Origin of the sequence: Methylophaga sulfidovorans (assembly GCF_900114205.1) — a bacterium.
In the GTDB taxonomy this organism is placed as follows: domain Bacteria; phylum Pseudomonadota; class Gammaproteobacteria; order Nitrosococcales; family Methylophagaceae; genus Methylophaga; species Methylophaga sulfidovorans.
This window is the reverse complement of the sequence record NZ_FOSH01000006.1, coordinates 118,108-132,899: the sequence shown is the minus strand read 5'-3', so window position 1 is coordinate 132,899 and position 14,792 is coordinate 118,108. Positions and strand designations below refer to the sequence as shown.

General features: G+C 43.9%; 15 protein-coding genes and 1 other RNA gene. 9 read left to right on the top strand and 7 right to left on the bottom strand.

Annotation, left to right across the window (positions count from 1 at the left end):
* Both hemB and aroE read left to right on the top strand, forming a co-directional pair.
* Entirely contained in the window at nt 1–1,014 is a 1,014-nt protein-coding gene (gene hemB, locus BM232_RS06755; protein WP_091712682.1) for a porphobilinogen synthase, read from the top strand.
* Nucleotides 1,015–1,040: 26 nt separating this feature from the next.
* On the top strand, nt 1,041–1,859 hold the full coding sequence (gene aroE, locus BM232_RS06750) for a shikimate dehydrogenase (protein WP_091712680.1): 819 nt from the start codon (nt 1,041–1,043) through the stop codon (nt 1,857–1,859).
* Between the two features lie 75 nt (nt 1,860–1,934).
* On the opposite strand, the gene BM232_RS06745 is transcribed toward aroE, so the two are convergent.
* The 4 genes from BM232_RS06745 to BM232_RS06730 form a co-directional block, all read right to left on the bottom strand.
* A complete protein-coding gene (locus tag BM232_RS06745) occupies nt 1,935–3,674 on the bottom strand; it encodes an OFA family MFS transporter (RefSeq protein WP_091712678.1) in 1,740 nt (579 codons plus the stop codon).
* A gap of 206 nt (nt 3,675–3,880) precedes the next feature.
* A non-coding RNA gene (ssrS, locus tag BM232_RS06740) (6S RNA) lies at nt 3,881–4,063 on the bottom strand.
* A 42-nt stretch (nt 4,064–4,105) separates the two neighbouring features.
* On the bottom strand, nt 4,106–4,411 hold the full coding sequence (locus tag BM232_RS06735) for a cell division protein ZapA (protein ID WP_091712675.1): 306 nt from the start codon (nt 4,409–4,411) through the stop codon (nt 4,106–4,108).
* Entirely contained in the window at nt 4,408–4,617 is a 210-nt protein-coding gene (locus BM232_RS06730; protein WP_007146613.1) for a TIGR02449 family protein, read from the bottom strand. Before BM232_RS06730 ends, BM232_RS06735 begins: the two co-directional genes overlap by 4 nt.
* A gap of 152 nt (nt 4,618–4,769) precedes the next feature.
* On the opposite strand from BM232_RS06730, the gene BM232_RS06725 reads away from it, so the two are divergent.
* The 5 genes from BM232_RS06725 (at nt 4,770) to BM232_RS06705 (ending at nt 9,708) form a co-directional block, all read left to right on the top strand.
* Nucleotides 4,770–5,318: a UPF0149 family protein gene (locus BM232_RS06725; RefSeq protein WP_091712672.1), complete on the top strand. Its 549-nt coding sequence runs from the start codon at nt 4,770–4,772 to the stop codon at nt 5,316–5,318.
* Nucleotides 5,318–6,628, top strand: coding sequence for a Xaa-Pro aminopeptidase (gene pepP / locus BM232_RS06720; protein WP_091712668.1), 1,311 nt, complete (start codon nt 5,318–5,320; stop codon nt 6,626–6,628). The genes BM232_RS06725 and pepP overlap by 1 nt, the downstream gene beginning before the upstream one ends.
* A 4-nt stretch (nt 6,629–6,632) precedes the next feature.
* Nucleotides 6,633–7,838 (top strand): 2-octaprenyl-6-methoxyphenyl hydroxylase, encoded by a 1,206-nt coding sequence (gene ubiH / locus BM232_RS06715; protein ID WP_091712666.1) that lies wholly within the window; start codon nt 6,633–6,635, stop codon nt 7,836–7,838.
* Nucleotides 7,835–9,049: a UbiH/UbiF/VisC/COQ6 family ubiquinone biosynthesis hydroxylase gene (locus BM232_RS06710; protein ID WP_091712664.1), complete on the top strand. Its 1,215-nt coding sequence runs from the start codon at nt 7,835–7,837 to the stop codon at nt 9,047–9,049. Before ubiH ends, BM232_RS06710 begins: the two co-directional genes overlap by 4 nt.
* 65 nt (nt 9,050–9,114) lie before the next feature.
* Nucleotides 9,115–9,708: a DUF502 domain-containing protein gene (locus BM232_RS06705; RefSeq protein WP_091712661.1), complete on the top strand. Its 594-nt coding sequence runs from the start codon at nt 9,115–9,117 to the stop codon at nt 9,706–9,708.
* Here BM232_RS06705 and BM232_RS06700 read toward each other — a convergent pair.
* The 3 genes from BM232_RS06700 to rhlB are packed head-to-tail and all read right to left on the bottom strand — an operon-like array spanning nt 9,701 to nt 12,015.
* Complete coding sequence (locus tag BM232_RS06700) at nt 9,701–10,393, bottom strand: hypothetical protein (protein WP_091712658.1); 693 nt, start codon at nt 10,391–10,393, stop codon at nt 9,701–9,703. The two genes, BM232_RS06705 and BM232_RS06700, sit on opposite strands and share 8 nt — an antisense overlap.
* Complete coding sequence (locus BM232_RS06695) at nt 10,380–10,727, bottom strand: hypothetical protein (protein ID WP_091712656.1); 348 nt, start codon at nt 10,725–10,727, stop codon at nt 10,380–10,382. The genes BM232_RS06700 and BM232_RS06695 overlap by 14 nt, the downstream gene beginning before the upstream one ends.
* Nucleotides 10,711–12,015, bottom strand: a complete 1,305-nt coding sequence (gene rhlB / locus BM232_RS06690) for an ATP-dependent RNA helicase RhlB (protein WP_091712653.1) — start codon at nt 12,013–12,015, stop codon at nt 10,711–10,713. The genes BM232_RS06695 and rhlB overlap by 17 nt, the downstream gene beginning before the upstream one ends.
* Nucleotides 12,016–12,113: 98 nt before the next feature.
* On the opposite strand from rhlB, the gene trxA reads away from it, so the two are divergent.
* Both trxA and uvrD read left to right on the top strand, forming a co-directional pair.
* Nucleotides 12,114–12,440: a thioredoxin TrxA gene (trxA, locus tag BM232_RS06685; protein ID WP_091712651.1), complete on the top strand. Its 327-nt coding sequence runs from the start codon at nt 12,114–12,116 to the stop codon at nt 12,438–12,440.
* A gap of 175 nt (nt 12,441–12,615) precedes the next feature.
* The gene (gene uvrD / locus BM232_RS06680; protein WP_091712852.1) at nt 12,616–14,784 is read left to right on the top strand and encodes a DNA helicase II; all 2,169 of its coding nucleotides are present in this window, start codon (nt 12,616–12,618) and stop codon (nt 14,782–14,784) included.
* Nucleotides 14,785–14,792 lie beyond the last annotated feature (8 nt).

Below are 14,792 nucleotides of genomic sequence, written 5' to 3'. Positions count from 1 at the left end.
ATGACACAATCAATAATCAATAGTGGTTTCCCCAACCAACGTCCAAGAAGAATGCGTAAAGATAACTTTTCGCGACGTCTAATGCGTGAAAATGTGCTGACTGTGAATGATTTAATCTACCCCTGTTTTGTGCTTGAAGGCTCAGATCATCGTCAGCAGGTAAGCTCTATGCCTGGTGTAGAACGATTAAGTATCGACCTACTTCTAAAAGAAGCTGAAACCATTCATAGACTTGGTGTACCAGTGATGGCCTTATTCCCTGTAACGCCTGTTGAGAAAAAAACAGAAGATGCGCGTGAAGCCTATAATCCCGACGGTCTTATTCAACAAGCCGTTCGTGCATTACGACAAGAATTTCCTGAGTTAGGCATTATGACCGATGTAGCTTTAGATCCTTTCACTACTCATGGTCAAGACGGTTTACTCGATGACAATGGATACATCGTCAACGATCAGACCGTTGATGTGTTGATTAAACAAGCTTTATCGCATGCCGAAGCCGGCGCTCAAATTGTCGCCCCTTCAGATATGATGGATGGCAGAATCGGCGCCATTCGCGACGCACTGGAATTTAATAGTCATATTCATACTCGCATCATGGCTTACTCAGCCAAATATGCTTCCAGCTTTTATGGACCATTTCGTGATGCCTTAGGCACCGCAGGTAACTTGGGTAGCGGTAACAAGTTTACTTACCAGATGGATCCGGCAAATACAGATGAAGCTCTGCACGAGGTGGCATTAGATATTCAGGAAGGGGCTGATATGGTGATGGTAAAACCTGGTATGCCCTATCTTGATGTTTTATATCGTATAAAAAACACTTTCAAAAAACCGACCTATGCTTACCAGGTCAGTGGTGAGTACGCTATGCTAAAAGCTGCTATCGAAAATGGTTGGTTAGCTGAATCAGTGGTTATGGAAAGTCTTCTTGCCTTCAAACGCGCTGGTGCCGATGGCATTCTAACCTACTTTGCCAAGGATGTTGCTCAGCAGCTCAAAGCTGGAATCTAAATTTAAGAAACGTTTAGCTGTATTTTATGACTGATAAATATGCCGTTATTGGCCACCCGATTAAACATAGTAAATCGCCCTTTATTCATGCTGAATTTGCTAGGCAGTGTCAGCAGGATATTGAATACACCGCCATCGAAGTGCCGCTTGATGCCTTGGCTTCGAGCCTTCAACAGCTTCGAGATGTCCTCAAGTTAAAAGGCATTAACATTACCGTTCCTTTTAAAGAACAAGCATGGGAACTGGCAGATAACTTATCGGATCGTGCTCGTCGAGCCGGTGCGATTAATACCTTAATTTTTGAACAAGACGGTACGATGTCTGGTGACAATACCGATGGTATTGGCTTATGCCGTGACCTGGAAAATCATGACATTGTATTAAAAGATAAACGGATTTTATTGATAGGTGCGGGTGGTGCAGCTCGAGGGGTCATTTCCCCGTTAATGGCATATCAGCCCGCTGAGCTTTTTATTGCCAACAGAACGGCCAGCAAAGCTAATAATCTGGCTGAACTATTTTCTGATTTAGGTGAGGTACAAGGCGGTGGGCTCACAGATGTAGACGGCCATTTTGATGTGATCATTAATGCCACAGCAGCAAGCTTACATGGCGAAATCCCAGATTTACCCACCAGCATTTTTACTAATCAATCCTGTTGTTACGACATGATGTATGCCGATACTGACACGGCTTTCATTGAATGGGCAAAAAAACAGAATGTCAGCAAAACAGTAGATGGCTTGGGCATGCTGGTCGAACAGGCAGCTGAAGCTTTTTATCTATGGCGAAAAGTCAGACCTGATACCCATTCAGTCATGCAAAAGCTTCGGGACAATATGTAATCAAACTGAGTATGCCCTACTCTAAAAACTAAAGCCTGCAAAAGCAGGCTTTAGTTATTCTGAAATCACTCAACACTATTTATGCTCTTGCGCTAATTCTGGATGCGTATTGTGAACATGATGTTTATCTTTCACTGGACGAATAGATAAATTCGCCAGAAATGCCACAATCAATAATCCTGCCATAGCGAACATGGTTGAGTTATATAAACTAGGGGTTGGATCCAAGGTGCCAGCAGGCGCAATCTCCATTAACTGTGAAATCGACACCGTTTTTGCAGCAATAAGTTGATCCAGATGATCAATACTCGCCCCAAACTTTTGTAGAAAAGCTGCTGGGTCAACTTTGGCAGCTAAGTCATGCAGAACTTTATTTAGTGAATGTTCACGTAAATGCGTGATGACATAAGGCCCTAAAATACCTGCAGTACTCCAAGCAGTTAATAGTCTTCCATGGATACCGCCGACATGCATGGTCCCAAAAATATCGGCCAGATAAGCAGGAATGGTCGCAAAGCCACCGCCATACATTGTGAATATGATCATGGTCACGGCATAAAACATCACTAATGCCATCACACTCGGGCTTACGCTTGCTTGTGTGGCGATAAAAGGAATGGATAGATATAGCATAGCGCCTAAAATAAAGAAGCAATGGTAGGTATTCTTACGCCCAATATAGTCAGAAGCTGTTGACCACAAAAAACGTCCTGACATATTAAAAACACTAATCATTAAGACATAGGTGGCAGCAAAACTGGCATCTACAATACTGGGTAAACTTGGGCTAAAAATATCGGTAATCATCGTTTTTGCTACACCAATTACGCCGATCCCCGCAGTCACGTTAAAGCATAATACGATCCATAGCTGATAAAACTGAGGCGTTTTTAAAGCTTGATCTATATGAACATGATTATCGGTAATAAGACGATTCTTTGCAGACTCATTCTTGGTCGGAGGTGTCCAGTTACTAGGTTTCCAGTCTTTTGCTGGTACACGGAAACTGAATGCTGCGATTGTCATCACGATGAAGTAAACAATGCCCAGAGTAATAAATACGCTGGTTGCGCCTGTATCACCAGTACCAACAACATAAACCCCTTCAGGTCCGGGAACAGGGGTTTTTAACATATCTGCTGCAGAAGCAATAACTACTTCAACTTGCTGTCCAGCCACTTCTGCATACCGTCTTCCTGCCTCAGTTATCAGGTTAACGTCGGTGACTTTGCCTAAATACTCCGGCATTTGATAATACAAGCTTAAAAGATAAGTTATCAGTGGCGCCCCTATCATCGCACCCCCGCCGAATCCCATAATAGCAATCCCCGTTGCCATACCTCGTCGGTCAGGGAACCACCTAATCAAAGTACTCACCGGTGTGACATAAGCCAGCCCCAATCCGCAGCCACCAATAGCACCATAACCTAAATAGATAAGCCAAAGTTCGTGTGTGGCAATACCGATACTACCGACAAGAAAACCACCACCCCATAAGCAGGCAGCAAGAAATCCGGTAGCTCTTGGGCCGACTTCTTCCAACCATTTACCACCAATGGCAGCAGCTAATCCCAAGAAAACAATGGCCGTTGAGAAGATCCATACCACGGAGGAAAAACTCCAGTCCTCAGCGGCACTTGCTACCACACCAAACTGTTTTGTTAACGCAGGATTAAAAATACTCCAGGCATAAACTGAACCGATACACAAATGGATTGCAACAGAAGCTGGCGCAATTAACCAGCGATTAAACCCAGGTTTGGCGATGATATGTTTCTTGGATAGCCGGGCGACTAGGTTATCGAACAATGACATCAGTAATATTCCTCTCTAGATATAGTTATTATGTTTTCCAGCAACATATCACAACTATTCGTAAAGACGGAACTGCCATAAAAAAAAAGCCGAAAAAAGCGGCTTAGTGAATATTGTTCGTGGCGTACAAACGGATACTAAAAACATCCCCACCAATGAGATCGGCTTCTTTTTATGATTAGGATCAGGTGAGGATGAAGGGGAAATTGAGCCCCACAGTGTCGGTGCGACGGGGGTTCTTGAACCATGAGATTCAAGAGGGAAACTTCATGAAGATGGCAAACTTCCCGTCAAGCGGGCTTGTTTTTCAACTTCTAATTTTCAGTTTCCTTAAGCATTTGCTTATCGGCTCAAGACACACTTGTCGCTATCGAGCACCGCAGGGACATAACTTATGATACGCAAAATCAGTTGGCTTAGCTCAAGTTTTTTCAGAGCTCGAGCTGTCTATCTTCTTCCAGAAAAGCGCTAACACGCTCTTTCAACTGCAGAATTTTGTTATTAACTTTTTCCATATCATGACCTTCGTCATGTTTAAAAATAAGCAACTCATGCGCTAAATTTAATGCTGCCATGACAGCAATACGATCAACGCCTACCACTTTTCCGGTCTGACGGATTTTTTCCATATTGTCATGAACCATTTTTGCAGAAGCAATCAGCGCTTCTTTTTGGTCTTCCGGACAGGCAATTTGATATTCCTTACCCAGAATGGTGACAGTTACCGGTGAACTCATAATTCGCTATCCAATTCTCTCAAACGACTAACCATTTTCTCAATTCGGCTTCGAGCAACATCAGTTTTTTCGATCAGTTGCGTACGTTCTGAAAGCCATGCCGTTTGCTGCGAGCGTAACAACATGTTTTCTTCCCGCAATCGACGACTGGTACGAAGTAGCTCATCCACTTGTTGTTCCAATTGTTGTATCGCGTTTTTATCCATTAATATGAGTTCTTTCGCTGTGCGAGAATAAAGCCTAACTATAGACGTGCGCTGCCGACTCGGTCAACAACTGTCATAATAGGAACAATTTGTGTTCCAATGCATAACATTGAACAAGATATCTTTTTAGTCATTATTCAGGTTTTAACTTTATGTCACAACTCTATTTTCCATCCTTATCTCCCGATAATCAGACAGGTGATGGCCCAGCAAGCCTGGCAGAACTCCAGGGCGCATTGTGTGGTTTGCTGTGTATGGATGCTTTAGCTGATCGAAAAAACTGGTATGTACAGTTGTTTGATGATTTTTCGCCGGCCGAAGAAGAAAAACAAGATTTAACGCATTTATTCGATGATACGATTCAATCTTTAAATAGTCTCGACTTCGATTTTCAGATGGAACTGCCAGATGATAATGCGCCGATCGTCTCGCGCTTATCTGCGATGGCCGATTGGTGTCAGGGACTGGTCTATGGCCTGGGTACATCAGGGATGACCAATGAGACAGAATTATCAGATGATTGTCAGGAATACGTGACCGATGTCATCAAAATCAGTCAGGTCAATTTTGATAATGTAGAAGATACGGAAGAAGAACGTGCTAACTTTGAAGAGTTAGTTGAATACATCCGCATGGGACTCTTTTTATTATATGGCGAGTTACAACCCGCCGATCCTACAGACGAAGCTATTGAACACTAATGCAAAAGAAAGAATTCGCTAAACGCCGTCAATACCTTATGGATATCATGGGGCCAGACACAGTAGCTGTGCTGCCTAATGCTCCTGTCGCCAACCGTAATCGTGACGTTGACTATCCTTATCGCAGTGACAGTAATTTTCATTACCTTACAGGCTTCGATGAACCTGAATCGGTGCTTGTACTGATTCCTGGCCGTGAGCATGGCGAATATATCTTGTTTTGCCGTGAACGAGATCTGGATAAGGAAATCTGGGATGGTTATCGTGCTGGTCAGGATGGCGCAATAAGTAACTTTGGTGCAGACGACTCCTACCCTATCAGTGATCTCGATGATATTTTACCGGGCTTGTTAGAAGACAAAGAAAAAGTCTATTACACCATGGGTAACCAACCTAGCTTTGATCAACATATGGTGTCATGGCTGAATCATCTGCGACAGGCTTCACGCTCAGGTAAGCATTCGCCGACAGAGATTATTGAACTAGAGCATTGCCTCAATGAGCTGCGCCTGTTCAAAAGTCGACAAGAAATCAAAGCCATGAAACAGGCAGCAAAAGCCTCGGTTCAGGCGCATATTCGTGCAATGCAATTTACTAAACCAGGCAAATGGGAATATGAAGTCGAGGCCGAGATTATTCATGAGTTTATGAAAAATGGCTGCCGCTCTCCTGCTTATCCATCAATCGTTGGTGGTGGTGAAAATGGTTGTATTCTTCACTACATTGAAAATAACGCCAAACTGAAAAATAATGACTTACTGTTAATAGACGCAGGGGCTGAGTTTGAATGTTACGCAGGCGACATTACTCGCACATTCCCTGTCAATGGCAAATTTAGTTCCGCTCAGGCAGCTATCTACCAAGTAGTATTAGATGCACAAAAAGCGGCCATTGCCGCTGTTAAACCTGGCAATCACTGGAATCAGCCTCATGAAGTGGCAGTGGCAGTGCTGACACAAGGCTTGGTCGATCTCGGTATCCTCAAAGGTAATGTCGCACAACTTATTGAAGATGGTGCCTATCGAGAATTTTATATGCATCGCACTGGTCATTGGTTAGGCATGGATGTACATGATGTCGGTGATTATAAAGTGGGTGGCGAATGGCGACTACTTGAACCGGGCATGGTACTGACAGTTGAACCTGGTCTGTACATTCGAGATCAAGCCCATGTTGATAAAAAATGGCACTTCATTGGTATCCGTATTGAAGATGATGTGTTGGTGACAAAAGACGGCTGCGAAGTATTAACTGAAGCCGCACCCAAAGAAATTGATGAAATTGAAGCATTAATGGCAGAGGCAATATAGAAACGTGAATCACAGCGTGTTTGATGTGCTCATTGTGGGTGGTGGCATGGCAGGAGCCAGCCTTGCTATCGCGTTAAAAAATAGTCAGTTAAAAATTGGACTTATAGAAGCTAAATCATTAAAGACGGACTCACAACCCAGTTACGATGATCGTGGTATCGCCCTCAGTTATGGCTCACAGCGCATATTTGAAACCATGGGTATCTGGTCTCAGATTGCTCAGCACGCCAGTCCTATTCAGCACATTCATGTCTCTGAACGCGGCCGCTTTGGCGTAACACGCTTATCTGCTGAGCAGGAAAACGTACCTGCTCTCGGACAGGTAATTACGGCCAGATATTTAGGTCAAGCTCTCAATCGTCAACTGCAACAACTTGATAATTTGACATTATTTTGTCCCAGAACTGTGAGCACAGTAGTCGCAGAAACCGAACATGTGCAGGTAACTTTAGATAATGACGACACGCTCACAGCAAAACTGATTGTTGCTGCTGATGGACGGGAGTCCACCATCCGCCATTGTTTAAAACTAGGTGCATGGGAACAAGATTACAATCAGGTTGCGGTCACAGCCAATATCTCCACCGATAAACCTCACCTAGGATGGGCTTACGAACGTTTCACGACCTCTGGTCCTATGGCCTTATTACCAATGACAGACAAACGAAGCAGTCTGGTATGGACTGTTAAGGGCGGTGAGCACAAAGCGCTGCTGGCCATGTCAGAGCAGGAATTTCTGAAACAGTTACAGAGAGAGTTTGGCTATCGCGCTGGTCGCTTCACTCGTGTTGGTCAGCGAAACAGTCATCCCTTAATTCTGATGCAAGCAGATATGCCTGTACAACCACGGATTGTTTTTATTGGTAATGCCGCTCACAGCCTGCATCCAATTGCCGGACAGGGGTTTAACCTCGGACTGCGTGATGTTGCCGTGTTAGCAGAACATCTGTTTAACAGTAAAGACAGTGGTGATGCTGAACTTCTCAAAAATTATCAGGACCAACGCCAGCAAGATCAGGATCAAGTGGTCAAATCCACCGATCAGTTAGTCAAATTATTCAGTAACGATATCCCAGTCTTAGGACATATACGTGGTGCTGGCCTGACATTTGTTGATGCTATGCCAGTGATGAAACACTGGCTTGCCACAAAAAGTATGGGATTGGCACAGGCACAGCCAAAATTAGCCAGAGGTGTTCCATTAACATGAAACAAGAATATGACATTGCGATTGTGGGCGGCGGAATGGTCGGTTCATGTCTGGCCTTAGCATTATCACGCCACAGTGCCTTTAATATTGCCCTGGTTGAAGCACAAACATTTGAACCTTTAGCTGAAGCGGCCCCTTTTGATATCCGGGTGAGCGCCTTAACCAAGGGCAGTGAGAACATTTTAAAAGCGCTTAATGCCTGGTCAATGCTACCGCAGTCGCGGTTATCGGCATTTTCTGATATGAAGGTCTGGGAAAATGCCGACAGTGAACTACATTTTAATAGTGCGGATATGGGGGCTGCTAACCTCGGACACATTATCGAAAACCGACAACTGCAACAAACCAGTTTTTCTTTATGTCAGCAGCAGCCCAATATTGATGTGATTACCCCAGCAAAACCAGTCGCTATTGAAAATCAGCAACTGCATCTCGACAATGAACACACACTAAAAACAAAACTGATCATTGCTGCTGACGGCGCACATTCCGCCATAAAAGAGTTTGCCAATATTGAAACTAAAGGCTGGTCATACCAACAAAAAGGCTTGGTGTGTAATGTCACCACAACATCCCCACACCAGCAGACGGCATGGCAACGCTTTTTACCGGAAGGTCCTCTTGCTTTTCTACCCCTTGCCGATAGTCACCAATGCTCTATCGTCTGGACATTAAGTACTGATAATGCTGATCGTTTATTAGCACTGTCTGATGATGAATTTATCAACGAGCTTAATACAGCTTTTGAAGAGCGCCTTGGTAAAGTCATCAAAATCAGTCATCGTAATGCTTTTCCTTTACAGCTACGCCATGCTGAAACCTATATCAAACCCGGCTTAGTCCTTGTGGGTGACGCCGCTCATACAATTCATCCTCTGGCCGGACAAGGTGTTAATATTGGTCTGTTGGATGCGGCAGTCCTGGCTGAAGTCATTATTAATGCAGCACAACAAGGCCGGGACATTGGTCAGTTACATACATTACAAAAATATCAACGGCAACGACATGCAGATAATCTATTAATGCAAATGAGCATGGATATGTTTAAGCGTGTCTTCACCAACTCTCTGACGCCGGTAAAATGGCTACGTCAATTTGGTTTACGTCATGTTAATAAAAGTCGTTTATTGAAAAACCTGTTTATGCAGCAGGCAGCAAGTCGGTCCTTTGCTACTCCCAAATTAGCTCAACGCGTTCGTGATCATCATTAATTGAAAAATAATTCTGACAGACCTGTCTGTTTTAGATGACTTAACCTTACTCCACGGAGCCGTGTATGTTTCGATTTCTTACCCGTCAGTTTCTGACAGGTCTTATCACAATACTGCCTATTACCATTACGCTCTATCTGCTTTACTGGGTTATAACATCGACTGAACAGGCACTAAGTCATGTGATCAAATTTATCCTGCCAGATTATATGTATTGGCCGGGCATGGGGTTTCTCGCCGCTATTGCCTTGATTTTTTCACTCGGCATCATGATGCGACTCTATGTTTTTAAACGCTTATTCAAATGGGCGGAAAGCTTGCTTTATCACTTACCGGTTATCAAATCGATATATGGCAGCATGCATGACTTCTTTCATTACTTTACGCCAGGGCGAGAAACAGAATTTGAGCAGGTTGTTTCCGTTAAACTTGATAATGGTATGGAAATGATTGGTTTTATCACAGTGGATAGTGTTGAGCTTTTACCCACACAAGGTGATGAAGAACGTGTGCTCGTTTATTTACCCATGAGTTACAACATCGGTGGTTATCCGGTCATCATCCCAAGACGTATGCTGAAACCTGTCGATATGACCATGGAACAAGCAATGCGTTTTGTATTAACCGCTGGTGTTGCCGGGCATACAAAACCTAAATAGGTAGAAAAACCAGTGTGGCAGCCCTGACCACGAAGGTCTTGATAATACGACCATTTTTTTGGGCCATGATTTGAGCAAGATTATCTTGAGTCGCTATCATTTTTCCAAATAGTCGCTGATAACTTAAATTACGTATTTCACCTGAAAGACTGTCGCTAAGTATCAGTAAATTACCATCACGGTCACGTTTTTTTGCCAGTAACCAGGCAGCAATCTCAATGTTGCGAGCACTGTTATATAGTTTTTGCTGATCGATAGAAGTCAGATAAAAAAATTCGCTGTGATCATCGTAAGACGCCATCAACATTTTTCTTAAACCGATAATATAGGCCAGCACACGATCGCCCTGAAAACGTTCATCCAACGCAAGTCGGATAATGTCGGTTGGTTTTCTGATGATGGCCCACTCGGGGTAGATAAAATCGACCTGTCTGGAGAAGGTTCTCTCCACACTTTCTTTTATGGTTCTGATATCTCTGTCGTGACGCAGGTTTGGATTACGTTTATAAAGCTTCAACATCAATCTTTTGAGCTGAGCGATAACAGCTTGCTGGTGAACTTCTATCACCTCGTCAATATCACTCTTAGCCAGTCGGGTGACACCCGGATCGGACTGACCATTATTTCCGCTTGTTGCACATCCTGTTAAAAAGCAAATTAACCATATAACACTAAACCATCTCATCCACTATTTGCCCTCCTGATGGCTTGGTGGTGTTATTAATATCCTTAATATAAAGATACTGCTGTACTGATTTTGGTAATAAATTAGCTTGTGATTCAGACGGAGACTGCTCACGCTCACTGCCAATAAACTGTCGAACAAACTGAGCTTGCTGACTGTCTTGCGTTGATGCGACGGGCGTAACCACATTCGTCGTATCAGCTTGTTCTTTATCAACAACTGTGGCGGAATATTCAACAGCGGAATCGAAAGTAACAGGTAAGCGCGAGCTATTGCGTGATTCAGCTGGAACCAGCGGGTAGAAATTAGCTTGTCTGTTATTGTTTATCTGCATGTGAATTTACGCCCTTTCTCGGCTTATTCCGCCTGCGCCTGGGCTTTGTTGACTTACTCGCGTCATTTCTTTTCTGCTGTGGTATCGCTTCTTTCTCTCTTTTTACCCGCGGTTTAGGTGTTTCTAACTGCTCATCAGACGTCGAAGCCAATGGTAATTTATGTTTAATATAAGCTTCAATATCCGGTAATGAAAATACATATTCTTCACAAGCTAAACTAATAGCTACACCACTGGCCCCTGCACGCGCTGTTCTTCCCGTCCGGTGTACATAGTCTTCCACATCCTGAGGTAAGTCATAGTTAAACACATGACTAACTTCAGGAATATGCAAGCCCCGCGCAGCGACGTCGGTGGCGACAAGAAAAGGAAATTCCCCATCCTGAAAATGCTGCAACAAACTTTCACGTTTTTTTTGTGGAACATCGCCAGACAGTAACGAGGCTTTGTGACCATTCCCTTCTAAATAACCCCATACGACTTCCGCCACATGCTTGGTATTTACAAAAATAATGCCGCGTTCTGGTTTTAAACGTGCAATCAATGCCAGAAGCAATGGAATTTTTTCATCATTAGCCGGGTAATACACCCATTCTTCGATACGATCCCCCATCATTTTTTCAGGCTCTACCTGAACCTTTTCCGGGTTATTCATATGTTCGTAGGCTAATTCACTGACTTTGTAACTCAATGTTGCTGAAAACAACATGCCCAGACGTTGTTCAGGTTTGGGAATTCTCCGCAGGAAATAGCGCACATCTTTAATAAAGCCAAGGTCAAACATACGATCTGCTTCGTCAAGCACAACCACATCAATAAACTTCAGGCTAAAAACATGTTGTTTCTGATAATCCAATAAACGTCCAGGCGTACCAATCAAAATATCCAGTCCATCGGTAATCGCATCTCGCTGGCGCTGATAATCTTTGCCGCCATGAGCGATGCCTATACGTAATTTTGATTCGACATTCAGTTTTTCTGCATCTTTGGCAATCTGGATAGCCAATTCCCGCGTTGGTGCCAAAATTAATGCCCGGGGTTGTTTCCCATCCCAATTTTCTGCAGGTGCTTTATCAATCAAACATTGGAAAGTTGCGAGTAAAAAAGCAATCGTTTTACCTGTTCCTGTTTGCGCTTGTCCGGCTACATCGCGTCCCGATAATAATAGAGGCAGCGCAGATGCCTGAATCGGTGTACAAAATTCGAATCCGGCGTTCGCCAGTCCGGCTTTAAGTGAAGCGTGGAGTGGCAAGGATGAGAAGGCCTGCTCGGTTAGATGTGCACTCATAGAATACTTGCATTACCTTTTATGATAGGAAAAAATGTTAGGCTATATCGTATGGGAGTATAGACCCACGATACTTTATATACCACTGGAGATAAAACATGAGCGAAAACGTCACCCACGTGACCGATGGCGACTTTGATAGTCAAGTACTGCAGTCTGACCTGCCTGTTTTGGTCGATTACTGGGCTGAATGGTGTGGTCCGTGCAAAATGATCGCCCCCGTATTGGATGAAATCGCGGCCGAGTATGCTGGTAAGTTGAAAGTTTGCAAACTGAATATTGACGAAAACCAGGACACTCCACCACGTTACGGTATCCGTGGTATCCCAACATTGATGCTATTTAAAGATGGTGAAGTTGAAGCAACAAAAGTGGGTGCTTTAACAAAATCACAATTGGCTGCGTTTTTAGACAGCAATATTTAAAAAAAATGAACTCCCTGCTAATTAGCTTTAGCAGGGAGTTTGCTTTTTAAACCTGTGTTATGCCTGCTATTCAGCCCCCCGCCTGGCTGATAATGCATGAACACTCTCGACCAGTACATTCAGTCACATCTGTTAATGCGCTGGTTTCTTTATGCCTGAACTATATGATCACAAAATGGATGTCTCTGAACTTTTAAATGACCTAAATAAACCACAACGTGAAGCGGTTGCTGCTCCGTTGGGTCACGCCAGAATATTAGCGGGTGCCGGTAGTGGTAAAACACGTGTATTAGTTCATCGTATCGCCTGGCTGATTCAAGCTGAAGGTTTCTCAGCCGGTAATATTCTTGCTGTTACCTTTACCAACAAAGCCGCCGCTGAAATGCGTGGTCGTATCGAAGATATTCTGGGCTACCCGCCTGGCGGTATGTGGGTCGGTACATTTCATGGTCTGGCTCACCGACTACTCCGATCCCACTGGAAAGAAGCAGAACTACCACAGAACTTCCAGATTCTCGATAGTGATGACCAACTTCGGATGTTAAAACGTATCATCCGCGCTATGGAACTTGATGAAGCCCAATGGCCACCAAAACAGGCTCAGTGGTATATCAACGCACAAAAAGATGAAGGTCTCAGAGCCAAAGATATTCAAGCAGGCCATGATCCTTACTCAAAAAATATGCTGGCCATATATGCTGCCTATGAACAAGCTTGTCAGCGCGCTGGTGTTATTGATTTTGGTGAAATATTACTCAGAAGCCACGAACTCTGGTTAAAACGTCCCGATATTTTGGCGCAGTATCAGCAGCGTTTTAAACAAATTTTAGTCGACGAATTTCAGGATACCAATACTCTGCAATATGCCTGGTTACGACTATTAGCCGGTAATAGCGGACACCTTTTTATTGTTGGTGATGATGACCAGTCCATTTATGGCTGGCGTGGCGCTCGTATAGAAAATATCCAACAGTTTGATAAAGACTACCAAGGTGCCAGCACCATTCGTCTGGAACAAAACTATCGTTCCACCGGCAATATCCTCAAAGCAGCTAATGCGGTTATCGCTAATAATAGTGAACGACTAGGTAAAGAGTTGTGGACCGAAGATGATGACGGCGATCTTATCCAGATTTATAACGCCTATAACGAACGTGATGAAGCCTCTTACCTTGTAGAACAAATCCGCAAATGGGTGGATAACGGTGGCAAACGAAGTGATGCAGCCGTACTGTATCGCTCCAATGCCCAATCACGGGTAATAGAGGAAGCCTTATTACAAGCTGCAATGCCATATCGTGTCTATGGTGGCTTACGCTTTTTTGAACGGGCTGAGATCAAAGATGTTCTTTCTTATTTACGTCTTGTCTCAAACCGTCTCGATGATGCGGCTTTCGAACGAATCGTGAATACACCCACCCGTGGGATTGGCGCTGCGACTTTAACGCAATTACGTCAATATGCCCGTGAGCGCGGAATATCAATGTGGCATAGCGCCATAGAAATGCTCGATGCTAAAGCCTTTGCTGCCCGAGCTGGTAATGCGCTAGCTGGTTTTATCACCTTGATTGATTCGTTGACGCCGGAACAAGACACCGTCATGTCCTTAAACGAACTCACCCAACTGGTTATCGATGAAAGTGGTTTAAAAGCACACTTTGCAAAAGATAAAACAGAAAAAGGACAAGGTCGCATTGATAACCTTGATGAATTAATCTCCGCCACCAAACAGTTTCACAAGCCTGAAGAAGCTGAAGACATGTCCGATCTGGATGCTTTTCTTGCTCACGCTGCACTGGAAGCGGGCGAAAATCAGGCCGATCGCTGGGAAGACTGTGTGCAATTAATGACACTTCATTCAGCTAAAGGCCTGGAGTTTCCTATTGTCTTTATGGTGGGTATGGAAGAAGGCCTGTTCCCTGGACAGAAATCCAGTGATGATCCTGTACGACTCGCTGAAGAAAGACGCCTTTGTTATGTCGGGATGACACGCGCAAGAAAAACCCTATACCTTTTATTCACCGAGTCGCGTTTTCTCTACGGTCAAGAACTGATGCAACGCCCTTCCCGTTTTCTGAGTGAATTACCCAGTGACTGTACTGAAGAAGTCCGCGCACGTAATAATCATGTCAGTCCAAGCATTAATGGCGTTCGAGGTAGAGAAAGTCAGGGATTAAATGAAACCGGAATCAAAACCGGACAACAAGTGCATCACCAGAAATTTGGCCCTGGTATCGTTGTTGATACTGAAGGTTCTGGTAAAAATGCACGAGTACAAGTCAACTTTAAGCATGCAGGAAGTAAGTGGTTAGTTCTTGCTTATGCTAAATTAGACATACTTTAATCAGGGAT

Coding starts and splice junctions, on each gene's coding strand:
- pepP (WP_091712668.1), top strand. CDS start 5,318: ATGCAAAAGAAAGAATTCGCTAAACGCCGTCAATACCTTATGGATATC.
- aroE (WP_091712680.1), top strand. CDS start 1,041: ATGACTGATAAATATGCCGTTATTGGCCACCCGATTAAACATAGTAAA.
- BM232_RS06705 (WP_091712661.1), top strand. CDS start 9,115: ATGTTTCGATTTCTTACCCGTCAGTTTCTGACAGGTCTTATCACAATA.
- BM232_RS06710 (WP_091712664.1), top strand. CDS start 7,835: ATGAAACAAGAATATGACATTGCGATTGTGGGCGGCGGAATGGTCGGT.
- BM232_RS06730 (WP_007146613.1), bottom strand. CDS start 4,617: ATGGATAAAAACGCGATACAACAATTGGAACAACAAGTGGATGAGCTA.
- trxA (WP_091712651.1), top strand. CDS start 12,114: ATGAGCGAAAACGTCACCCACGTGACCGATGGCGACTTTGATAGTCAA.
- uvrD (WP_091712852.1), top strand. CDS start 12,616: ATGGATGTCTCTGAACTTTTAAATGACCTAAATAAACCACAACGTGAA.
- BM232_RS06695 (WP_091712656.1), bottom strand. CDS start 10,727: ATGCAGATAAACAATAACAGACAAGCTAATTTCTACCCGCTGGTTCCA.
- BM232_RS06700 (WP_091712658.1), bottom strand. CDS start 10,393: ATGAGATGGTTTAGTGTTATATGGTTAATTTGCTTTTTAACAGGATGT.
- hemB (WP_091712682.1), top strand. CDS start 1: ATGACACAATCAATAATCAATAGTGGTTTCCCCAACCAACGTCCAAGA.
- BM232_RS06745 (WP_091712678.1), bottom strand. CDS start 3,674: ATGTCATTGTTCGATAACCTAGTCGCCCGGCTATCCAAGAAACATATC.
- BM232_RS06735 (WP_091712675.1), bottom strand. CDS start 4,411: ATGAGTTCACCGGTAACTGTCACCATTCTGGGTAAGGAATATCAAATT.
- BM232_RS06725 (WP_091712672.1), top strand. CDS start 4,770: ATGTCACAACTCTATTTTCCATCCTTATCTCCCGATAATCAGACAGGT.
- rhlB (WP_091712653.1), bottom strand. CDS start 12,015: ATGAGTGCACATCTAACCGAGCAGGCCTTCTCATCCTTGCCACTCCAC.